Raw genomic sequence first — 22,193 nt, forward strand, 5'->3', positions numbered from 1 at the left:
TTTGGAACTATGGGGCATTCTGTTTTAAAATAGCTCTTTTACGCTGATAAGCAGCTTTATAGGAAAGATGATTAACAATGAACGAAATTTTAGTTTCCCTTAAACAAGATTTAAAGCAAATCCTTGATGTAATCGCGGATAAAAATGATGTGCTGTATTTTGATTATCCGCTCCATTTAAACGTGGGGGATTTACTCATTTATGCGGGAACAGAAGCGTTTTTTCAGGATTATCAAATTAATATTCGATTAAGACGTTGCTTACAAAGTTTCGATCTTGATGAAGTAAAAAAATATGTTAAACCAAATACCACCTTAGTATGCCACGGCGGCGGCAATTTTGGTGATCTCTACCCTGCCATTCAAGGAATGCGCGAAGCCTTAGTGCAAGCGTTCCCGAATAATCGCATCATTGTAATGCCACAAACAGCTTATTTTTCTAATTCCGAAGCGAAAGAAAAATCGGCAGCCATTTTTTCCGCCCATAAAGATTGCTATTTATTTGCGCGCGATCAGGCAACTTATCAATTAATGAAAGATCAGTTTTCTGATAAGGTTTTTCTATCGCCTGATATGGCCCATCAACTTTATGGTTCAGCATTATTAAAAAACCAAAGATTCAAAAGCCAAAGTGCGGTGCAAAAATCGGCAGAAAAAACCTTATATTTTTTACGCAAGGATATTGAAGCAAGCCATTTGGAAAAAAATATCCAAGCCACATTGCCAGCCAATGCTGAAGTAAAAGATTGGGAAGATATTCTCACCACACAAGATAAATATTATGAGCGTATTTGTAGTGGATTAGCGAAAGTCGCGAATAAACTTCATCAGCCTTGGTTAAAAAATGTTGTGAATAATTTATGGTATCACCACAGTTTGGCGGTAATTGAACGCTGTAAAGGCATTTTCCAACACTATGATTTAGTGATAACAAGCCGATTGCACGGACATATTTTTTCTTGCCTGTTAGAAATCCCGAATGAAGTTTGTGATAATTCCTATGGCAAAAATTTAGGCTATTATCGCCAATGGACTCAAGGCCTTGATTTCGTGAAAGTTTATGAAGAATAAATCCTTTGCAAAACTGTTGATTACCACTTTCTTAACCACGGGACTCACAATGGTGAGTTCCTTTTTGCTTGCTCGTTTGCTTGCAGTTGAAGAACGTGGTGCGTTGCAGCTTTTTATTACGTCCGTAACCTATGTGGTAACCATTGTGACAGGCGGCGTTGGGTTTTCTCTCGCCCTTTGTATGCGAAATAACCAATATCATTATTGGCGTTACTATTTTTCTGCTTTTTTATTATTTTCGGTATTGGTATCCAGTCTTTCGCTTTTATTCTTTAATATTACGTCATTTCATTATTTATTTATTTTAAATGTTATTTTAACGGCTATTTTTACGATTACTTTAGAAAAAAGTAAAATTGATGCTAATTTATCTATTTATCGCCTACTTTCTTTGCAGCAACCAATTTTAGCCGTGGGCTTATATGGCGGCTATTATTTCCTTTTTGGCGAACAACATTTAGACAAAATTGTTCAGCTCTTAACCATTTTAACTTGCATACAAGCTTTATTTGCACTTTATGCCCTTAGCAAAATAGAAAAACAGTTTAAGCAGAAAGCGGAAATAAAGAACATTGTACCGAATTATTTCTTCCAAAATTGGCTAAAACAAAACTTACTACAAACCTTTGGCGCAACAACGGTAAATTTAGACCGTTTTTTAATTGTCGCTTTAATGGGAAATTATACTTTAGGCTTATATACGGTTTGCATTGCCTTTGATGCCTTGCTTACTCGTATAATAAATATGCTAATAGATTATTATTATTCGGGTTTACTCAATAATCTAAATCGTATTCGTGCGGTGTTAGGGCTTATTCTTTTAATGGGAATAAGTGCGGTGATAATTGTGCCATTTTTAGCTGAACCTGTTATTCATTTATTTTTTGGTAATGCTTATATTGAAGTTGCCCCAGTATTATTGTGGTTTATTATTAATTCATTATTAGCAGGGCTTTCTTGGTTATTATCACAAAATATGCTGATTTTAGGTAAGCAAGTATTATTATTTACACGTCAGATTATTTCTATTCTTGTTTTAGTGGGATTATTTTTTGCGTTCCAAAATCAAGGATTGTATGGGGTGGCTTATGCGTTAATAGGGGCAAGTTTAGTGAGATTAATGATTTCACTCATTTACTATTATAAATTCCCTATAAAGACGAATAACTAATTTAAGTTGGATAAAATGAAAAAATTTCTTATTTCTTTAGATAAAGATCATCAACGCCGAGAACTCTTTTTTGCTCAGCCAAACACCCAAGATTTCACGTTGTTTAGTGCAATTAATACGATGCAAGAAACGCCAGAAAATCTCACCGCACTTTATGATCAAGAGAAGTTTTCTGAGCGTTATGGACGAAAGGTTACCAAAGGTGAAATTGGCTGTACATTAAGCCATTTGGCTGTATATCGTTTAATTGCCAATGATGAAAATATTCAAGACGATGAATATTGTTTAATTTGTGAAGATGATGCGTTGTTTAATCAAGATTTTCAGCATCATTTAGATTGTTTACTCAAAGAAAATATTCAGGCAGATATTATTCTTATTGGCCAATCTAAAATTGATGATTTTAATCATTCTGAATTAGAAATTAACTATCCAACAACCTTTTCATTTTTACGTAATAAGATTGCGGGATCGCCATTTTGCTACGCTTATCCTTATCGTAACTATTTTGCTGGTACGGTAGCCTATTTAATTAAAAAATCTGCAGTGAAAGCCTTTTTAGCCGAAGAAAAACCTTATTGGCTGGCAGATGATTATATTTTATTTGAAAATAAATTTGCTTTAGATACGCAAGTGGTTCGCCCTTTATTGGCGATTGAAAATCCCAAATTAATGAGCAATTTAGAAAATGTGCGTGGCAGCATAACACATCATTTTTGGCAAAAGTTAATTAAATATCCATTAAAAAAATTACTTGCTATAACGCGTAATCTAAAAGGTGGAAAATAATGTCGGCATTAGTCAATTTATTTTATCTTTATGATCCTTGGCTATTCCATTTTTTCCGAATGGCATTTTTTATGGGTGGTATTTCGCTCATTTACTTGGCTTATCAAGTAGTAAAAAAACAACGCCCACAAGGTATTTTTATCCCGTTAGATAGCCTAATCGCAATTATCGCTCTAATTGCGTTAAGTGCAATTCCAATGTTAGTACACCACACGCAAGATTATTCTGTATTATTGCAATATAGTAAAATCTTAATTTTGTTTATTTTTGCTATTGGAATTTATAATGTTTTTTATTTTAATAACAATGGAAAAGCACTGCTTATTAGAGATTTAAAAATTGGTATTATTGTTCAATGGATTGTCGGTGTGACGGCATTAATGGGCATTGGCTTTATGGCAGAACTTGCTCTTTCAACCAATATTGTATTGCTACGTTTTTATGGTTCAGAGCAAGAGTATCGTTTATATAATATTACGTCATCGGCATTCTTCCAATTAAGTGCTTTTTACATTCTTTTATTACATTTTTTATTAGCTTATAACAAAGCACATAATCAATTAAGTGTGGTGTATTTATTCTTAATTTTATGTATTGGATTAATTTCAGGCAGAACGTTTTTACTACTTTCCATTGCTAGTATCGCCATTTATTTTAAATGGAAATACTTGCCAGCTTTAGGCTTATTTGGATTACTCTGTTTGGGTTTGGCACTTTATTACCCTAAAAATCCTTATGTCGCCCACGCATTAGAACCATTGATTAATTTGATTAATCATCAAGGATTAAGTAGTTCATCAACAGACACATTAATGAAGCGCCATTTATTTATCCCAGAATTAAAACAAATTTTATGGGGCGATGGACGATATATTATGCCAAATGGAAAATATTATGGATTAACAGATAGCGGTTTTTTACGCCAATTACTTTATGGTGGCATTGGTTATTTATCAGTTTGTTTTTTATTTACTGCTTATTTTGTGCGTAAAATAGCATTAAATTGGTTTAATGGAAGTTGGTTATTTACCTTATCCACATTATTTATACTTTCTGTATTAAATGTTAAAGCAGATACTTATGCGTTTCCTGGCATAATGCTAGTGTTGCTAATGTTATTATCTTTATTTGGCCAACAAGGGAAAAATCTCTTCTTATTTAGAAAAGAAGGAAAACAAAATGTTTAGTATTATTGTGCCATCTTATAATCGACAAACAGAAATTCCTGCTTTATTAGCGAGTTTAACGCAACAAAGTGCGCATAATTTTGAAGTCATTATTGTTGATGATTGCTCGAAAGAAAAAGTGGTGGTAGAAAAAGATTATCCTTTTCGTGTAACCGTTATTCGTAATGAGCAAAACCAAGGTGCGGCGGAAAGCCGTAATATTGGAGCAAAAAATGCAACGCAAGATTGGCTGTTATTTTTAGATGATGATGATCGTTTTGAAAACAAAAAATGTGAGATTTTAGCGCAGAAAATTACGCAAAATCCTGAAGTAAATTTTATTTACCACCCAGCAAAATGTGTGATGGTGAATGAAAATTTTAGCTATTTTACTCACCCTTTTACACAACAAAAAGATCTCACATTAGATAATATTTTATTAGCCAATAAAATTGGTGGAATGCCGATGATTGGGATTAAAAAATCTTTCTTTTTAGCTTTAGGTGGGCTTTCAACGCAATTAAAATCTTTAGAAGATTATGAATTTGTATTAAAAGTGGTTTCATCACCTGAATTAAAAGCACTCTATGTCGATCAGGCTTTAACAGAATGTACTTTTCATACCCAACGTTCCAGTGTTTCAACCAATTTAACTAATACAGAACAAGCAATCGATTTTATTGAAAAGAATTATGTGAAAACACCAATCCAACATAAAAACTTTACTCTAAATTCACTTTATATGCTTGCCTATCCGTATATTATGAATTTATCGCGCAAAGCAGGAATTTATTATTGGAAAATGTTTAAATTAAGCAAAAATATCAAACAACTGATTATTGCGATCATTATTTTTATTTCACCGAAATTAGCTATTCATTTGAAAAGGTTTATTTAATGAAGTTCTCAGTTTTAATGTCCTTATATATTAAGGAAAATCCACAATTCTTGCGTGAATGTTTAGAAAGCTTGCGCACGCAAACCTTGCCCGCAGATGAAATTGTCTTAGTGTTTGACGGTGCCGTTACGCCCGAATTAGAAAGTGCGGTGCAAAATTTTGCAGAATTTTTACCGCTAAAATTAGTGAAGCTGCCAGTAAATCAAGGATTGGGCAAAGCGTTAAATGAAGGATTGTTGCATTGTGCCAACGAATGGGTTTTCCGTATGGATACCGATGATATTTGCGATCCACAACGTTTTGAAAAACAAGTAAATTTCATCAAGCAAAATCCTGAAACCATCATCTTTGGCGGACAAATTGCTGAATTTGGCGAGAATATGCAAGACATTGTGAGTTATCGCAATGTACCAACTCAACCTAAAGAAATTGTCGAGTTCACAAAAACGCGCAGCCCTTTCAACCATATGACCGTGGCTTATCAGAAATCTGCCGTACTCGCTGCTGGGGGTTATCAAGATATTCAGGAAGATTATTATTTATGGATAAACTTGGTGGCGAAATATCCGCAAAATGTGGCGAATCTGCCTGATATTTTAGTGTATGCTCGCGTAGGCAATGGAATGGTTTCTCGCCGCCGCGGCTTAGCGCAAGCAAAATGTGAGTGGAATTTATTTAAACTCAAACGTAACGTTAAATTACAATCCACGATTTCAGGATTTATCGTATTTTTATTGCGTGTTTTACCACGTTTATTACCTGTTTCATTATTAAAAATCATCTATAAGTTTTTACGTAAATAATATTTTATTTATTTTAAGGAAAGCCAATGTTTAACAAAAAATTAATTTTTACTTCATTATTTTCTGCGGTTTTATTATCTGCTTGTTCAAGTAGTCATTCTATTAAGGCAATAAGTGAAAATACTCAATATAATAAACCTCGTACATTAAATAATTTTGATGATTATGTACAATTTTTAAAAGCCAAAGCCGCTGGACAAGGGGTTTCAAGTGCGGTGCTAAATACACAACAAAATATTCAATATATTCCTAAAGCAGTGGCATTGGATAAACAACAAGCGGGGAAAATAAAAAAACGTAACCCGAATGAACCAAGAGTATTCAATCCTAATGGGGTAACGAATTATCTTAATCGCGTACTGACCACAAATAAGGTGAATGTTGCCGAACAGCGCTATTGGGAACAATTACCGCAATTAGAAAAGGCGAGCAAAAAATTTGGCGTACAAAAAGAATATTTAATGGCGCTATGGGGAATGGAAAGTAGCTTTGGTTATTATCAAGGTTATTATGATGTGCTTTCTGTATTAGCCACCCTTGCCTTTGATGGCCGCCGTGAGCCGTTATTTAGTAAAGAATTTATTGCCGCAATGAAAATGTTAGAACGTGACCATATCCAGCGCCATAAAATGAAAGGTTCGTGGGCTGGCGCAATGGGGCAAACGCAATTTATGCCAAGTTCTTACCTGAGCTATGCAGCGGACGGTAATGGTGATGGCGAGAAAGATATTTGGAAAAATCATTATGATGTTTTCGCTTCTATCGCTCGTTATTTGCATACTGTCGGTTGGGACGATAAATTGCCGTGGGGCGTGGAAGTGCGTTTAAATCAGTATATTAGCCCAAGTTTAGCAGGCATTGAAAAGCACAAAGCGCGCTCACTGCAAGATTGGCAAGCGCAGGGCGTTGAACTCAAATCGTTCAACTCAGAAAGTACACAAAATCTCACCGCACTTTCTCACACAACATTGTGGCTTGTGCAACCAGATGGTGAAAATGGACGTGCATTCTTGGTGTCAAACAACTTCCGCACCTTGCTTGATTGGAATCGCTCCAATTATTTTGCGGTCAGTATTGGAATGTTTGCAGATCGTATTAGGGCGAGAGTGGGGGAGTAAGATAAGTATTTTTCCCTTCTTTCCTATGAGAAGAAGGGAAAATTTTATCCCTTCATCTCCTTAATATGAGATTTTAGCGTCTGTTCAATTTCATAAATCCAATCCAATTCAAATTGAGTGAAACCGGCTTGGATACGGGCATCGGTGTTGATTACCCCTTTGAAAATGACAATGCGATATTTACGCAATAAATCGCTAAAACACTGCATTGCGTCCAGCCCACGCTTGGCAGAAAGAGCGTGATACCAATGATTTCCAATGGCCACGTGGCCAATTTCATCACGTAGGATAATATCTAGAATTTTGACTGCCTCAAAATCTTTGCGCTGTGCGATTTTTTCTTGCATAACTGGGGTTGCATCTAATCCTCGAGCTTCTAAAACCCGTGGCACTAATGCCATTCGTTCCCAAATATCGTGTGCGGTGGCTTGTGCCATTTCCCATAATCCAGCGTGTGCTTCAAAATCACCATATTCATAGCTTAAGGTTTTTAAATGATTGTTTACTAAAGTAAAATGGGTGCTTTCTTCATACGCAACACGCAACCAATCACGCGCAAAGGCTAATCCTTCGCCTAATTCTTTTTCTGCTTCACGAGAAAATCGCCAAGCCGCATCTAAGCCTAAATTGATCGCATTAAATTCAATATGCGCAATGGCGTGCAAAGTAGCGGCATAGCCCTCTTCGGTGGCAAAAGAACGCTTTGGCACGGCGTGCGGTGCGACCAACTTCGGCTTATCAGGAAAAGCAGCGATTTCTTGATCTTTTTTTACTGTTGGGAAGTCCGCTAATTCAGCTTGCTCAATGCGAGGCAAAAGCTCGGTATATAGGGCATTTACTTGCTCACATTTTTTCGCGGGATCTTTTTCTTGTAAGGCGTGCGTAACTTGATCCCAAAGTTGTGTCATTAAAAGTGCGGTCATTTTTTTCCTTATTTTTCGCTAAATCGAATTAAACCTTCTTGCTGTGTGGTGGCAATTAAACGCCCTTGACGATCGAAAATTTGTCCGCGTGATAAGCCTCTTGCGCCAAAGGCGTTAGGGCTTTCAATGGCGTAGAGTAGCCAATCGTTAATATCCCCAGCACGGTGAAACCAAATGGAATGATCAATAGTGGCTAATTTCATTCCCGCTTCTAAAAAACCTTTTTGATGTGGATGGAGGGCAGTGAGTAGCGGATGAAAATCAGAAAAATACGCCAACAAACATTGCTGAATGGCGCGATTGTGCGGCACTTCACCATTGGCTTTCACCCAAACATATTGCTCGGGTGGTAAGAGCGTGCCTTGAAAAGGATTATTTATATGTTGAGTACGAATATCAAAAGGACGCTCGGCAGTAAATTTATCGCGAATTGGCTTTGGGATATATTGTGCCAATTTTTGCAATGCCACACTTTCAGCCATAAAGCTGTCTGGCTCGCCAACATTTGGCATTGAAGATTGGTGATTAAAGCCTTCTTCTTCCATTTGAAATGACGCGGTAATGTGGCAAATGGCTTGATTATGCTGAATGGCTTTCACTCGCATTGCGGTGAAATGATGCCCTTCACGCAACACCTCCACATCATAAATAATCGGGTGCTGACTATCCCCAGGGGCAAGAAAATAGGCGTGGCAAGAATGTAACACACGATCTTGCGGCGCAACTTGAATCGCCGCAGAAAGCGCTTGCGCCACCACTTGCCCGCCAAACACTTGGCGCAAACCTAAATCTTGGCTTTGTCCACGAAAGAGAAAATCATCAAGCTGTTCTAGCTTAAGTAAATCAATAAGCTGGTTGAGTACCACAGACATTTTATCTACCTTTTAATAAAAATAAGTGCGGTGTATTTTACGGGAATTTTTTCTTAACGCTAAGTATCTTTTTCCCTATTTTCTGGTATTAGTTAATGTTTTTTGGATACTATTGTGGTATATTTCGCCAGATTTATTTTATGTTTTTAGATAAAAACCAAATTATTATTTAATTCGCTTAGGAAGAGTGTTTATGAAAAAATCGGTATTTCCTTTGAAAAAGGTTCAAATTTTATTTTTATCATTAGTGGCTGGAAGTGCGTGGGCTGATTCTGCGCAATTACAAGGTGTTATCCGCAAAGCCTTTGAAAAAGATCCTAAAGTATTAGCCGCACAAGCCAATCAAAAAATCGCTAATTCTAAAGTAAAACAGGCGCAAGCAGGCCATCAACCTAGATTGTCTGTTTTTGCTCAGCAAAATATGCACCAAAATCATCGTTATACAGAAAATAAGTCATCTAAATTTACCCCTGGTGCACAACTTTCATTAAATCTTTATTCTTTTGGTGCAGTTGAAAAGCGTGTAAAACAAACGGAAAAAGCAGAGCAGACCTATCGTTATAAAATTGATGAAACGCAGGAAACATTGGGTTATACCATTACAGAATTATATTTAATGGCATTGCGTGCTACGGAAACATTGAATGTGTTGAAGCAAAGTTTAGTGCGTATCGATAGTACATTAAATGATATTGATGTAATCGCTGATTATGATGAAGGACGCCGTTCCGAAGTTGTGCAAGCTCAAGCAAGAAAATATGCGATTGAGCAACAAATTAATAGCACAGAACGAGAATTAAAAACAATGGTGGATAGATTGAAACGCTATTCAGGTCGTGCTATTGATCTTAAAAGGATTTCTAATCCTTTTAACGGCTTGAATGCTGAAAAACTCGTTGCAAAGTATTCTTCTGATAAAAATGCTCATCCGACCATTCAAGTTTCTCATTCTGAAATTGAAGATGCGAATGCAGAATTGGAAGCGAGAAAAGCGGAACGTTTACCAAAATTAGATCTTGTTGGGCAAGCGACTCGTGATGATCAAGTGGTTTATTTGAATATGTCTTGGGATGTTTATAATCCAGAAAGTGCTTACCAAGTGCAAGAGCGTGCAGAGCGCTTGTTGTTGGCGGAAAGTAATTTAGAACAAACAAATCTTGATATTGAAGAGCGTAAATCGTTAGCGTTGTTGAATTTGTCAGAATACCAAGCGCATATTAAGACATTGAATAATCAGATTAAAACCCAAGAAGAAGTGATTGAGTTCTACAAGTTGCAATTTTTAATTGCTAAAAGAACCTTGCTTGAGTTGTTGAACGCAGAAAATGAATTGCTTTCAGCGCAATTAAGCAAAGTGAACTCTGAATATCAATTACGCCATTCTGTATTAGATTATCTTTCTTCTCAAGGTACATTGAGAAAATGGGTTAATGGAAAATAATTAAATGAAAAATATTATTGAACATCTCGCACTGGCAACTCAATTATTAGGTTCGCCATTATCTGTGGCGACATTAAGTGCGCATACAATTCGCAAAAGCGGTAACAGTGCGGATTTTTCCGCACTTTGTGAATATTTAAGAAGTGAAGGCTTTGATAATAGTATTTCCGAGCGTCCGTTAAATGAAATTCCTTCATTAGCAATGCCAGTCGTGATTTTGTTGAAAAATGAAGAAGCGGCGGTTTTAGTTGAAATTAAGGAAAACAAAGAAGGGAAACGCTATTACCGTTTAGCGCAAGAAAGTGGCTTATTTGTAGATCTAGCAGAAAAAGATCTGAATGCGAAATATTTAGGTTATTGCTGGTTTATCAAGCCGAAATTGGCTCAAGATACACGTTCTGAACTGCCAGAATATGAGCTACCAAAATCTTGGTTCTTTCGCATTATCTGGCGATTTAAAAAATATTACTATCAAGTGATTGTTGCCACTTTTATGATAAATATTTTGGCATTGATCAGCTCACTTTATGTAATGAATGTTTATGATCGCGTTATTCCAAACCAAGCCTATGAAACCCTTTGGGTGCTAAGTATTGGGGTATTTTTAGCGATTTCTTTTGAGTTCTTAGCAAAAACCTTGCGGGGGCATTTAACCGATATTGCGGGGAAAAAAGCCGATCTGATCATTAGTTCGATGTTATTTAGACGAGTAATGTCGCTTAAAATGCAAGATCGCCCAGCTTCTTCGGGATCTTATGCAAATAACTTGCGTGATTTTGAATCTGTGCGTGAGTTTTTGACCAGTGCAAGTTTGCTCACCTTAGTTGATTTACCTTTCTTATTATTATTTATTACCGTGATTGGCTTGATTGCTGGAAAATTGGCAATTGTTCCAAGTATTTTAATTCCACTGGTTATTCTGATTGGTGTGCTGGCGCAATTCCCATTGTCAAAAGCGATTAATGAATCAATGCGCGAATCTTCCCAGCGCCAAGGTTTGGCAGTAGAAGCCATTGAGGGGATTGAAACGCTAAAAAATAACAATGCAATGTTATGGGCGCAAAAACGCTGGGATTTCTTTACCGCAAAAAGTTCTTATTCTTCCATTAAAGTGAAAGATATTAGCAACTTTGTGGTTAATCTTGTTACAGCATTACAGCAGCTAAACACCGTATTTTTAGTGCTATACGGCACTTATCTCATTCACGCTGAAGAAGTGTCCTCACGCATTACAATGGGGGCATTAATTGCTGCGGTAATTTTATCTGGGCGTGCGTTAGCGCCATTAGGGCAAATTGCAGGATTAGCTATTCGCTTCCAACAGGCTTGGGTTGCCTTGAAAGGGGTTGATGCGATTATCCAGCGTCCGATTGAAAAATCTTCCGATCGTGATTACGTTAGCTTAAAACAAGTTAAGGGTGAATTAAATTTCACTAATGTAGCGTTTCAATATAGTGATGAAGATGCGCCTGTGCTAAAAAACTTTAATTTACGCGTTCAACCAGGTGAAAAAGTTGCGATTTTGGGAAGAATTGGTAGCGGAAAATCCACCGCACTTAAATTAGCGGTAAATCAATATCGTCCGACTGAAGGGAGTATCACTTTAGATAACATCAACTTGCAACAGCTTGATCCTTATTATTTGCGTAATCAAGTGTTATTGCTTGAGCAAAACCCTCGTTTATTCTTGGGAACGTTGCGTGATAATTTAGACATCGCGCGTACAGATAGCTATCCTTCCGATCAAACTTTATTACTAGCATTACAACGCTTAGGATTGATGAATTTTATTCGTAGCCACCCACGCGGTTTAGATATGCCACTTGGGGAAAATGGACAAGGTTTATCTGGTGGACAACGTCAAGCCATTGCATTGGCTCGAATGATGTTAAAAGATCCCAAAGTTGTATTGTTAGATGAGCCAACACACAGCTTTGACCAACAATATGAATTACAAGCCCTGAATGCTATTGCACAATGGGCGGCAAATCGCACGTTAGTGGTGGTTACACACCGTTTGTCTGCATTACGTTTGGTAAACCGAGTTGTCGTTGTTGAGGGCGGCAAAATTGTGATGGACGGCCCAAGAGATGCTGTCTTACAAAAACTGAATGAGCAAAATAACCCACAGGGTCAAAATTCTCAAGCTGCAACGAAAAATGGAGCGTAGTGAGATCAAATGAAAGATAACAAAGAAAACGTTGTAAATAGTAAAGATTTACATTTATTGACTGATTTACACGCCGCAATGCAAGAAGAAAAGCACCAAAAAACCTTTGCGATTTTATGGTTATTAGGTGCATTCCTACTTGTTTTTCTTATTTGGGCGTATTTTAGTAAATTAGAAGAAGTAACAAGAGGGCAAGGAAGCATTATTCCGAGTAGCCGTGAACAGATTATTCAAAGTTTAGATCCGGGTATTTTGAGCGAAATGCTTGTAAAAGAAGGGCAACAAGTGGAAAAAGGGCAAGTTTTACTAAAACTTGATGATACCCGAACTTCAGCGGTGTTGCGTGAAATTCAAGCCAAAGTGGATAATCTTGAGGCGATTTCTATTCGCTTAAAAGCAGAAATTGAAGGGAAAAATCCTGTCTTTCCTGAAACCCTTCCAGCGGATATTGTGAAGCGTGAAGAAGGGGTTTATAAAGCAAAAAGAGAAGCACTTTTTGCCGCACTTAAAAGTTTAAAAGAAAGTAAAAGACTTCTTGATTCTGAGATTAATATTACAGAGCCGATGGTGAGAAAAGGGGCGGTATCTCAAGTGGAATTGTTGAGAATGAAACGCTCATCATCAGAGCTGAAATTGCAAATTTCAGAGCGTGAGCATAAATATATTAATGATGCCAATGCAGAGCTTGCCAGAGTGCAGGGGGAATTGGATCAGGCAAAAGAAAACCTAGCAATGCGAGCAGATCCTGTGGAGCGCGCACTTATTCGAGCACCATTAAAAGGGGTAATCAAAAATATTAAAGTGAATACCATCGGTGGGGTTATTTCAGCTGGGCAAGATATTATGGAAATTGTGCCTATCGAAGAAAAATTGCTCGTAGAGGCTTATATTAACCCAAAAGATGTTGCCTATGTGCACCCAGGAATGAAAGCCGTGGTACGTTTAACCGCCTATGATTATGCTATTTATGGCGGATTAGATGGTGTGGTTACTTTACTTAGCCCCGGCACACTACAAGATAAACGTGCTGGTGATGAGTTAAAACTTAATCCGAATGCGTCATTTTATCGTGTTCTAATTGAAACGGACGGTAGCCATCTTACAGATAAAACAGGAAATACTTTACCTGTTCTTCCTGGAATGGTTGCCACAGTTGATATTAAAACCGGTGAAAAAACCGTATTTGAATATTTGACAAAACCAATAACAAGAATGAAACAGGCATTACAAGAGCGTTAATAAACTAGCTTTTGAAATGTACAATTCTTTTTTAGGGGCTGTAGTAGATTAGCAACAATGCTATACTACAAAAATGAAGATAACATATTGTAAATTAAAGAAATCTATACAGAAAAAACTGCTTGAGTTTTTTGTCGCAGAAGTTACTGCAAGAACGGCAGCAAATTTGCTAGATATTCAACCGAATACAGCCGCTTTGTTCTACCATAAAATCAGGCTTGTGATTGGCTATCATTTATCCCTTGAAGTTAACGAGATTTTTGAGGGGGAAATTGAACTAGACGAAAGCTATTTTGGTGGTCATCGAAAGGGAAAACGAGGACGAGGAGCGGCTGGAAAAGTTGCTGTTTTTGGGTTACTAAAACGACAAGGAAAGGTATTTACTGTTGTGGTTGAAAACACCAAGAGTGAAACATTACTCCCTGTTAAAAGAAAAATCAAGCCTGATAGCTGGGTTTATACGGACACTTATCGCAGTTATGATGCGCTTGATGTGAGTGAATTTCACCACGAACGAATCAATCATTCCGAGCTATTTGCGGTGAAACAAAATCATATTAATGGCATTGAAAATTTTTGGAATCAGGTGAAGCGGATACTGCGAAAATATAATGGAATTAACCGAAAAAACTTTCCTTTATTCTTGAAGGAATGTGAATTTCGGTTTAACTTTGGGACACCAAAAGAGCAGTTAAAAATATTGCGAAAATGGTGTGAAATTTAGGGCTAATCTACTACAGCCCCTTATTTTAAATAATCAGGAGGAGAAAAATAATGAGAATGTCTATATTATTATTTTCTCTCTTGTTGTTATCAGGATGCTATTTGGCTAATGGTTCACCAGGCTCACTTAATTATTGGGTTAAGGATGGGGAAAAAGCACCATATAAACACTTTAAATATTGTGATGATTTTTCAAGATCAAAAATGAGCAGTCGTTATTTTTATTTGGAAAATAAATTTTATAATTCAACTTCTGATAAAAGAGAAGATGATGAATTTATGAAGCTTTATAGAAGAAAAGATGCTTTAGTTAATCAATGCTTATATGATATTGGCTATCGGTTTAGGCCACCTTTAAAATGGTGCTTAGCCCAAGATGGAGATAATACTAAAACTTGTATAGAAAATATGAAGTATAGAAATTAATATTATGGTTCTGATATGTTAGGTCAAGTGACCGTTGGTTATGGCTTCTCAGGTTTCGCTAGTTTCAACCAATCAAAAATGAATGCTGATTATGCCAGTGTGGAAAAATGCTATTAATAAATACATCAAGAAATATTTTCATGTTAATTTCCTTTTTTATCTGTGGGGAAAATGACATTTATTATAAATAAAGTGATAAAAATAAACAATAGATAAAGGGTTTTAATTGATTTTATTTGGAGTAATAAAGTTTATCGAAAACTCTATTTAATAGATGATGAGTATTAAAGGATATATTAATTAATCAAATGCGGTGTAAATTTTTAAAATTTTCCAAAAATTCACACCGCACTTGTCATTTTATTCAAACACCGCCCAAATTGGTGCGTGGTCGGAAGGTTTTTCCATTGCACGGATATCAAGGGCAATGCCTGTATCGGTACAGCGTTCGATTAAATTATTGCTTGCCAAAATATGATCAATGCGTAAGCCGCGGTTATCATCAAAGCCTTTTGAGCGATAATCAAACCACGAGAATTTATCATTAACTGTCGGGTTTAAGTGGCGGAAAGTATCTGTTAAACCGTAGGCATATAAGCGGTTATACCATTCTCTTTCTTCAGGTAAGAATGAACATTTGCCAGTGCGCAACCAGCGTTTACGATTTTCTTCACCAATGCCAATATCCAAATCGCTCGGGCTGATATTCATATCACCCATAATAATAATCGGATTGTCTTTATTGTGATCTTGCTCTAAATAGCGTTGCAAATCCGCATAGAATTTTTCTTTAGCAGGGAATTTTGTTTCGTGCTTGCGGCTTTCCCCTTGTGGAAAATAGCCGTTTATTACCGTGAGCAACCCAAATTCTGTTTCCATTTCCGCCATAATAATGCGTTTTTGTGCGTCCGCTTCATCAGTCGGAAAACCTTTGTGAATGGCTTTTGGTGCTTGTTTCAACAAAAATGCCACGCCATAATGCCCTTTTTGCCCGTGGTGATAAACGTGATAACCTAAGTGTTCCACCAACGCATAAGGGAAATCTTCATCAGCGACTTTAATTTCCTGCAATCCCAAAATATCGGGCTGATACTGTTCAATAATGGCTTCAAGTTGATGAGGTCTAGCTCGCAATCCATTGATATTAAAAGACATTACTTTCATTCAATAAGTTCCTAATTATTCATTAATAAAAATCAGACGGGCATTATACTAAGGTTTGTAAGATTTCAAAAATGATAAAAAATTTCACCGCTCTTTAATTATTTATTCAAAAGTGCGGTACTTTTTTTATGAATTTCCAACAAATTTTCTTCTTTTTTTGGCATTTGTAGATAAAAGCCTTGTTGTTGGATTTTTTCTAGCACTTCTTGGTTATCTGCGTTGATGAGCGATTTTTCGCCTTTAAGATTAAATAACATCACAAAAATAGGCGTGCCGAAGCTGTCGAGTAGGGTTTCGGGAATTGGGGAAAAATCATCGCGTTTGGCAATGTATAAATACATTCCTTCTTTTTTATTACTTTTATAAATAGCGCAGAGCATAAGGCTTCCTATTGTTCAGCTTGTTTATTTTTGCGTGATTTTTTCCATTTCCACAATACAATCAGGGCCACTACGCCGATAATGGCGTAAATAACGAATTGCCCCTTGTGGATTTGCTCATTCAACCAATCTAAATTACTTGCGCCAAAATGCCCTAAATAAACCCAAATTGGCACAGAAATTATGGCAGCAAGAAAATCAATCAGCACAAAGCGGACAAAACTTACACGGCGGGTAATGCCTGAAACCATATAAATTGGCGCTCTTAAGCCGGGGAGAAAACGGGCGGTGAAGAGAACTCGATTACCATATTTATCAAATTGCGAACGCACCATTTGTAAGCGTTTTAAGGTAAGCATTTTGCGAATTGGACGGAAGCGCAAGATTTTTACCCCATAAGCGCGGCCTAACCAATACATTGTGCTGTCGCCAATTAACACCCCCAACATACTCACCACTAACATAATATGCGGATTGGTGTAGCCTAAGCCAGAAATGACGCCGCCTGACACAAGGGTAATATCTTCAGGAATTGGCACGCCGAAGCCACAGATGATCAAAACAAACAAAACGGCGAAATAGCCATAATCGGTAAAAAAGTTGATTAAAAATTCCATATCAAATCCGCATTTAATTTGTCAGAATGGTTAAGTTCAAAATGCTGATTATTGTAACTTTTTTTGCGAAAATAGCTATTAAAAATATGGCAATAAGCAGATTTCTATTTGCCTTAAGGTCGGGCATTGATTATAATCTGCGGTCTCAAAGATTTCTTTGAGCTTGATTTTGTGAAATCGCTGGGTCGCCTGCGATTTTTTCGATTAACTTTTTATTAAAGAGAATACAACTATGTCATTCAAATTTAACGCTGAAGTGCGTACAGCGCAAGGTAAGGGTGCGAGCCGCCGCCTGCGTCATAATGGTCAAATTCCTGCAATCGTTTATGGTGGGAATGCAGAACCTGTTTCAATCATCTTAAACCACGATGAATTAAACAACGCTCAAGTACACGATTCTTTCTATTCAGACGTGATCACTTTAGTGATTGATGGTAAAGAAGTGGCTGTGAAAGTACAAGCAATGCAACGCCACCCATTCAAACCAAAATTAGTTCACATCGACTTCAAACGCGTTTAATTTTGCGTTGAATAAAAAAGCACCTTTTTAAGGTGCTTTTTTGTTATCTCTATTTTAGAACGCATATTCAATTTTCGCCCAATAAGTGCGTGGCATTCCCACCAAAGCAAAACTGCGGTCATATTTTCCGCGTTGCACCTGCCAATAATGTTTATTGAATAGATTTTCTACCCCAACATGCAGAATAAGATCTTGGTTTTGGCGAATTTGGAAACGATATTTCGCGCCAAGATCCACGGTGGTATAAGATGGAAATTCGTAGGTTTTTGCGTAATTTTGGTAGGATTTTCCATAATATTGCACCGCACTACTTAATAACAGATTTGGCGCGAAACTGGGTTCCCATTCTACGGCTGCTTTGGCAATAATGCGTGGGCTTGCCACTTGAGTACCATTGATGATTTCCCCAGCATAGCTTGAGAAATCAATGAGATCGCCTTTGTTATAAGTGATGCCAAAACTTGGACGTAAACGGCCTTCAAGTAAGTTTGCATAAAGGTTAAATTCAATCCCACGATTGCGTTCTTTACCTTGTTCTTCCCCTGAAGTGCGGTGATATTTTGTGGCAGATTTTGCACTGATGATGCCGGGACGTGTGATTTGGTAAAGGCTAAGTGTGGTGGTGAAGGTTTCACTCCAGTTTTTTCTTGCGCCTAGCTCAATTTGACGGCTTACACGCGGATCAGCCATTGTGCCATCTTCATCTACATAACCCGGTTCAAGATCTTCCAAATAATTTCCATAAAGGACAAAATTGGAATTTGGCACCCAAGCAAGGGTAAGCATTGGACTAAAGCGGTGCGCTTTGCCGTCTGTTTTAACGGATTTTTCTCCCGTTGTGGCGTTGGTTTGATAATTGGTTTGTTTGATCCATTGTAAGCGACCGCCTAAGGTTAAACGAATTTGCTCGTCAAATAACCCGAGCGTGTCGGCTAAGGCAAGACTGTAAGATTTTAATTTTTGATCCGTATTGCCTTGCACTAAAGGTTTGAAGTTATCCACTTGAGCAAAGTGCGGGGCGTAGAGATTACCACCAGAAAAAGCTTTAAGCACGGGGCTTTGATCGAAATCTCGTTCGCGTAGTACCGCATCAAAAGCCACATTCCAATGATGACTTAATGCGCCAGTAAAATGATGACCTTGTAATTTTAGATTTCCGCTTGTGGTGCGAGTGATAAAATCCATCGCACGCATTTGGCTAAAAGGCTTAAATTGACCTCTGATTTGAGCTTATTGGTGGCTTTGAATTTTTCTAATTCAGTAACCACATTGATTTCATCTAATGATTGACTCGTTTCAGCTAAAGCGGAAAAAGAAATCCCAAAGAAAAGTGCGGTGTAAATTGCACAGAATTTTACAGGAATGGAATATTGCATAAATTTCTCATTGATAATTTGTTGAACTTATAAATAAAAGAAAAGCTCCTTTCCTTTCATTTGCCTATAAAAACAAGGGCGATTATAGAGTAACTACATTGCCTTAATCAATGAGAATTATTCTTATTTATAAGTTGATAGCCATTCGCATTCCCCTATCCGCACTTTCATAGATTAACGCAATCAATTTTAGCACTTCAGTAGCTTGTTGAGCGGTAACTTGTAATGGGGCTTGCTCGCGGAGAGCGGCGTAAATGTTATCGTAATAGGCTTGGTAGTTGCCGCGTTCGGTTTCAATGGGGCTGCGGATTACAATGCCGTTGATTTCGGTGTGCAGCAGTCCCCAGTCTTTTTCAGGCTCAGTGTTCCAATCGCCTTGTGGTTTTATGCCTTTGAGCAATAGGGCCTCTTGGTTATCCATTGTGGCTTTGATGTAGCTGCCTTTCGTGCCTTGCAACATAATGTAAGGGGCAGGTTCGCGGGCGCATTTGGTGGAAGATAACACCACTTTTTTGTCTGCATAATAGAAAATAATTTCAAAGTTATCTTCTGATTTTGCGCCTGCACGTTGTGCTTTCATATCCGCATAAAGTGCGGTGGGAATGCCGAATAAATCTACGCAATGATCGATCAAATGCACGCCTAAATCATAAACCAGTCCAGAGCCAAATTCGCCCGTTTCTTTCCAGGCTTTGCTATTCGGTTTTTGGCTAAATCGTTCGTAACGCATTTCATAATGCACAATTTCGCCCAACATTTGATTTTCAAGCAGTTTTTTCACTGTTAAAGCACCATTATCCCAACGGCGATTCTGGTAAACGGAAAGCATTACATTATGCTGTTTGGCGAGTTTATCTAGCTCTTGTGCTTGCTCGGGATAAATGGCGAGCGGTTTTTCCACGATCACATTTTTGCCCGCTAAAATCGCTTGTTTTGCCATTTCGTAATGGGTGAGATTAGGCGTGGTGATAATCACCAAGTCAATTTCAGGGCTAAGCAGTTGTTCAAACTGGTGCACCACTTCAATATAAGGGTAGGCCTGTTTCGCTTTTTCGCTGCTGCGTTCAAACACTTTACGCACTTGAAAATGCGGATCGAGATCTAAAAAAGGCATATGAAAGGTTTTGGCGGACATTCCAAAGCCTGCAATGGCGACATTAATGATTTTTTCCATTTGATTTTCCTATTGAATTTCTTTTAATTTTTGCAAAATTTGCTGTTCAGGTAAGGCCTGAATTTTGCGAATACGTTGGATAAGCAGCACGGCGGCAACCGTTAAGCTCACCACAAAGCCCACCCAAAATCCTGCCGCACCAATGCTTGGCATTAGCCAATCGGTGCGCGATAAAATATAGCCCAATGGCATTCCAATGCCCCAATAACAGAACATTGTGATGTATAAAATAGATTTGGTGTCTTTATAGCCACGCAATGCTCCTGCGGTGATCACCTGAATGGTATCGGAAAATTGGTATAAGGCAGAAATCAACAGCAAATGGCTAGCGATTAAAATCACGTCTTGATCTGAAACGTAAATTTTAGGAATTTGTTGATTAAATAAAACCACAATGAGTGCGGTAAAACAGGCTAGGCTTAGCCCTACAGCAAGCGCTGAATAGAATACTGCTTTTGCTTGTTGCAGTAACCCTTCGCCTAAACGTTGCCCTACTAAAATGGTAGTTGCCATTCCTAAAGACATTGGCAACATAAAAATAAAGGAGCTGGTCGTTAGTGCAATTTGGTGGCTAGCGACCACTTCTGTACCAAGAGGTGAAAGTAAAAGTGAAGAAAGGGCGAATAATGCCACTTCGCAAAATAGCGCAATACCAATAGGGAAGCCTAAGCCTAGCACTTTTTTTAATGTCGTTATATTTGGTTTTTCGATTAACCCTTCAAACACCTTTAAATCACGCTGGCTGCGTGCTTGACGAGAGTAGGCAATCATCATCAAACACATTGCCCAGTTTACAATTGCTGTTGCAATGCCACAGCCCACTGCACCAAAAGCAGGCACACCAAATTTGCCGTAAATGAAAATATAATTGAGTGGAATATTGAGTAATAAGCCGGCAAAGGTAATCACCATTGCTGGTTTGGTTTTCGCAATACCATCGTTTAAGCAGCGGAAATTGATCATTAGTAAATAGCCCGGTAATCCCCAAAGCATAATATGCAAATAATCAATGGTGATATGCGCCAGTTTTGGATCCATTCCCATATGGCTAACAACATAATCACTGAAGTAAATAATTAATCCAATAGGAATACAGCTCAATGCCACAATCCATAGCCCTTGATGGACATAATGAGCAATACGATGACGCTGCCCTGAACCATTAAGATAAGAAATAATTGGTGGCAAGGCAAGCAGTAAGCCGTGTCCGAGCAATACTAGTGGAAACCAGATTGAACCCGCTACTGAAATGGCTGCCATATCTGCGGCACTCACTCGTCCCGCCATAATGGTGTCCACAATGCCCATTGAGTTTTGGGCAAATTGCGCCAGTAAAATGGGGAAGGCGATCGCTACCAATTTGCCCATTTCTTGGCGATGATGTTGAATGAAACTAAATAACATAAAAATATCCGAATTTGTTATATACTATTGCAAGTTTTACCGAATTTACGGTGATGATTTTTAAGATAAGAGAGCTAATTATGTTTACAGGAATCGTGCAGGGCGTAGCCCAAATTCATTCTATTGATGAAAAACCGCATTTTAGAACACAGGTAGTGAAAATGCCACAGGAATTAGCCGAAAATCTGGAAATTGGTGCGTCTGTGGCAAATAACGGTGTCTGCTTAACCGTAACCAAAATTGAAGGGGATCTCATCAGCTTTGATTTAATGACCGAAACCCTACGCATTACCAATTTAGGCGAATTGTGCCAAGGGGATTGGGTGAACATTGAGCGTGCGATGAAAATGGGTGATGAAATCGGCGGACATATTTTGTCTGGCCACGTTTACACCACCGCCAAGGTTTCGCAGCGTATTGTGTCAGAAAATAACTTGCAAATTTGGTTTGAGTTGCCAGATCCGGCCTTGATGAAATATATTCTCACCAAAGGATTTATCGCCATTGATGGCATCAGCCTGACTATCGGCGAAGTGAAAGGCAATGAGTTTTGCGTGAACCTTATTCCAGAAACCATTCATCGCACCTTGATCGGCAAGCGTGAAGTGGGGGATTTAGTGAATATTGAAATTGATCCACAAACGCAAGCCATTGTGGATACGGTAGAACGTTATTTAGCCAGCCGTGGCGAATAATGGCATAAAATGAAAAACTAAAGTGCGGTCGAAAATCACGAAATTTTTCACCGC

The 22,193-nt window shown here is 37.9% G+C and carries 23 protein-coding genes; 14 read left to right on the plus strand and 9 right to left on the minus strand.

Translation table 11 applies throughout. From position 1 onward, the window contains the following. Positions 1-77: 77 nt before the first annotated feature. The 7 genes from ACLS0A_RS00315 to ACLS0A_RS00345 are packed head-to-tail and all read left to right on the plus strand — an operon-like array spanning position 78 to position 7,015. Positions 78-1,070 carry a polysaccharide pyruvyl transferase family protein gene (locus ACLS0A_RS00315; protein ID WP_416081948.1) on the plus strand — a complete coding sequence of 331 codons (993 nt, stop codon included), beginning with the start codon at positions 78-80 and terminating at the stop codon, positions 1,068-1,070. Next, positions 1,060-2,241 carry a lipopolysaccharide biosynthesis protein gene (locus ACLS0A_RS00320; protein WP_416081949.1) on the plus strand — a complete coding sequence of 394 codons (1,182 nt, stop codon included), beginning with the start codon at positions 1,060-1,062 and terminating at the stop codon, positions 2,239-2,241. Before ACLS0A_RS00315 ends, ACLS0A_RS00320 begins: the two co-directional genes overlap by 11 nt. A 15-nt stretch (positions 2,242-2,256) precedes the next feature. After that, complete coding sequence (locus tag ACLS0A_RS00325) at positions 2,257-3,030, plus strand: glycosyltransferase family 25 protein (RefSeq protein WP_416081950.1); 774 nt, start codon at positions 2,257-2,259, stop codon at positions 3,028-3,030. After that, on the plus strand, positions 3,030-4,217 hold the full coding sequence (locus tag ACLS0A_RS00330; protein WP_416081951.1) for a hypothetical protein: 1,188 nt from the start codon (positions 3,030-3,032) through the stop codon (positions 4,215-4,217). The genes ACLS0A_RS00325 and ACLS0A_RS00330 overlap by 1 nt, the downstream gene beginning before the upstream one ends. Further along, positions 4,210-5,094 carry a glycosyltransferase family 2 protein gene (locus ACLS0A_RS00335; protein WP_416081952.1) on the plus strand — a complete coding sequence of 295 codons (885 nt, stop codon included), beginning with the start codon at positions 4,210-4,212 and terminating at the stop codon, positions 5,092-5,094. Before ACLS0A_RS00330 ends, ACLS0A_RS00335 begins: the two co-directional genes overlap by 8 nt. Continuing rightward, positions 5,094-5,897: a glycosyltransferase family 2 protein gene (locus ACLS0A_RS00340; protein ID WP_416081953.1), complete on the plus strand. Its 804-nt coding sequence runs from the start codon at positions 5,094-5,096 to the stop codon at positions 5,895-5,897. Before ACLS0A_RS00335 ends, ACLS0A_RS00340 begins: the two co-directional genes overlap by 1 nt. A 26-nt stretch (positions 5,898-5,923) precedes the next feature. Next, positions 5,924-7,015, plus strand: coding sequence for a lytic murein transglycosylase (locus ACLS0A_RS00345; RefSeq protein WP_423105252.1), 1,092 nt, complete (start codon positions 5,924-5,926; stop codon positions 7,013-7,015). Between the two features lie 44 nt (positions 7,016-7,059). On the opposite strand, the gene ACLS0A_RS00350 is transcribed toward ACLS0A_RS00345, so the two are convergent. Together ACLS0A_RS00350 and tesB are read right to left on the minus strand one after the other, a co-directional pair. Beyond that, the gene (locus ACLS0A_RS00350; RefSeq protein ID WP_416081955.1) at positions 7,060-7,938 is read right to left on the minus strand and encodes a ferritin-like domain-containing protein; all 879 of its coding nucleotides are present in this window, start codon (positions 7,936-7,938) and stop codon (positions 7,060-7,062) included. An 8-nt stretch (positions 7,939-7,946) separates the two neighbouring features. Further along, positions 7,947-8,810 carry an acyl-CoA thioesterase II gene (tesB, locus tag ACLS0A_RS00355; protein ID WP_416081956.1) on the minus strand — a complete coding sequence of 288 codons (864 nt, stop codon included), beginning with the start codon at positions 8,808-8,810 and terminating at the stop codon, positions 7,947-7,949. A gap of 193 nt (positions 8,811-9,003) precedes the next feature. Here tesB and ACLS0A_RS00360 point away from each other — a divergent pair, with 193 nt between their 5' ends. The 5 genes from ACLS0A_RS00360 to ACLS0A_RS00380 all read left to right on the plus strand — a co-directional run bounded on the left by ACLS0A_RS00360 (position 9,004) and on the right by ACLS0A_RS00380 (position 14,809). Continuing rightward, complete coding sequence (locus tag ACLS0A_RS00360) at positions 9,004-10,251, plus strand: TolC family protein (protein WP_416081957.1); 1,248 nt, start codon at positions 9,004-9,006, stop codon at positions 10,249-10,251. A 4-nt stretch (positions 10,252-10,255) separates the two neighbouring features. Next, a complete protein-coding gene (locus tag ACLS0A_RS00365) occupies positions 10,256-12,421 on the plus strand; it encodes a type I secretion system permease/ATPase (protein WP_416081958.1) in 2,166 nt (721 codons plus the stop codon). A gap of 9 nt (positions 12,422-12,430) precedes the next feature. Next, positions 12,431-13,660 carry an HlyD family type I secretion periplasmic adaptor subunit gene (locus ACLS0A_RS00370; protein ID WP_416081959.1) on the plus strand — a complete coding sequence of 410 codons (1,230 nt, stop codon included), beginning with the start codon at positions 12,431-12,433 and terminating at the stop codon, positions 13,658-13,660. Positions 13,661-13,733: 73 nt separating this feature from the next. Beyond that, a complete protein-coding gene (locus ACLS0A_RS00375) occupies positions 13,734-14,384 on the plus strand; it encodes an IS1595 family transposase (protein WP_416081960.1) in 651 nt (216 codons plus the stop codon). Between the two features lie 56 nt (positions 14,385-14,440). Further along, the gene (locus ACLS0A_RS00380) at positions 14,441-14,809 is read left to right on the plus strand and encodes a hypothetical protein (RefSeq protein ID WP_416081961.1); all 369 of its coding nucleotides are present in this window, start codon (positions 14,441-14,443) and stop codon (positions 14,807-14,809) included. 360 nt (positions 14,810-15,169) lie between these two features. Here the strand turns inward: ACLS0A_RS00380 and xthA are convergent, their stop codons facing one another. The 3 genes from xthA to ACLS0A_RS00395 all read right to left on the minus strand — a co-directional run bounded on the left by xthA (position 15,170) and on the right by ACLS0A_RS00395 (position 16,970). Continuing rightward, positions 15,170-15,973 carry an exodeoxyribonuclease III gene (gene xthA / locus ACLS0A_RS00385; RefSeq protein WP_416081962.1) on the minus strand — a complete coding sequence of 268 codons (804 nt, stop codon included), beginning with the start codon at positions 15,971-15,973 and terminating at the stop codon, positions 15,170-15,172. Between the two features lie 98 nt (positions 15,974-16,071). After that, positions 16,072-16,353, minus strand: coding sequence for a YcgL domain-containing protein (locus tag ACLS0A_RS00390; protein ID WP_416081963.1), 282 nt, complete (start codon positions 16,351-16,353; stop codon positions 16,072-16,074). 8 nt (positions 16,354-16,361) lie between these two features. Further along, a complete protein-coding gene (locus ACLS0A_RS00395) occupies positions 16,362-16,970 on the minus strand; it encodes a DedA family protein (protein WP_103852597.1) in 609 nt (202 codons plus the stop codon). A 232-nt stretch (positions 16,971-17,202) separates the two neighbouring features. On the opposite strand from ACLS0A_RS00395, the gene rplY reads away from it, so the two are divergent. Further along, entirely contained in the window at positions 17,203-17,490 is a 288-nt protein-coding gene (gene rplY / locus ACLS0A_RS00400) for a 50S ribosomal protein L25 (RefSeq protein WP_103852596.1), read from the plus strand. A gap of 54 nt (positions 17,491-17,544) precedes the next feature. Here rplY and ACLS0A_RS00405 read toward each other — a convergent pair whose 3' ends face one another. The 4 genes from ACLS0A_RS00405 to ACLS0A_RS00420 form a co-directional block, all read right to left on the minus strand. Beyond that, on the minus strand, positions 17,545-18,675 hold the full coding sequence (locus ACLS0A_RS00405) for a TonB-dependent receptor domain-containing protein (protein WP_416081964.1): 1,131 nt from the start codon (positions 18,673-18,675) through the stop codon (positions 17,545-17,547). Further along, the gene (locus tag ACLS0A_RS00410) at positions 18,639-18,866 is read right to left on the minus strand and encodes a hypothetical protein (RefSeq protein ID WP_416081965.1); all 228 of its coding nucleotides are present in this window, start codon (positions 18,864-18,866) and stop codon (positions 18,639-18,641) included. Before ACLS0A_RS00410 ends, ACLS0A_RS00405 begins: the two co-directional genes overlap by 37 nt. A 127-nt stretch (positions 18,867-18,993) precedes the next feature. Next, a complete protein-coding gene (locus tag ACLS0A_RS00415; RefSeq protein WP_416081966.1) occupies positions 18,994-20,040 on the minus strand; it encodes a Gfo/Idh/MocA family oxidoreductase in 1,047 nt (348 codons plus the stop codon). 9 nt (positions 20,041-20,049) lie between these two features. Then, complete coding sequence (locus tag ACLS0A_RS00420) at positions 20,050-21,444, minus strand: MATE family efflux transporter (protein ID WP_416081967.1); 1,395 nt, start codon at positions 21,442-21,444, stop codon at positions 20,050-20,052. Between the two features lie 80 nt (positions 21,445-21,524). Between ACLS0A_RS00420 and ACLS0A_RS00425 the strand changes: the two genes are divergently transcribed. Next, entirely contained in the window at positions 21,525-22,139 is a 615-nt protein-coding gene (locus tag ACLS0A_RS00425) for a riboflavin synthase subunit alpha (protein WP_416081968.1), read from the plus strand. Positions 22,140-22,193: the final 54 nt, after the last annotated feature.

This window comes from Avibacterium volantium (genome assembly GCF_049366555.1).
Classification (GTDB): Bacteria; Pseudomonadota; Gammaproteobacteria; order Enterobacterales; family Pasteurellaceae; genus Avibacterium; species Avibacterium volantium_A.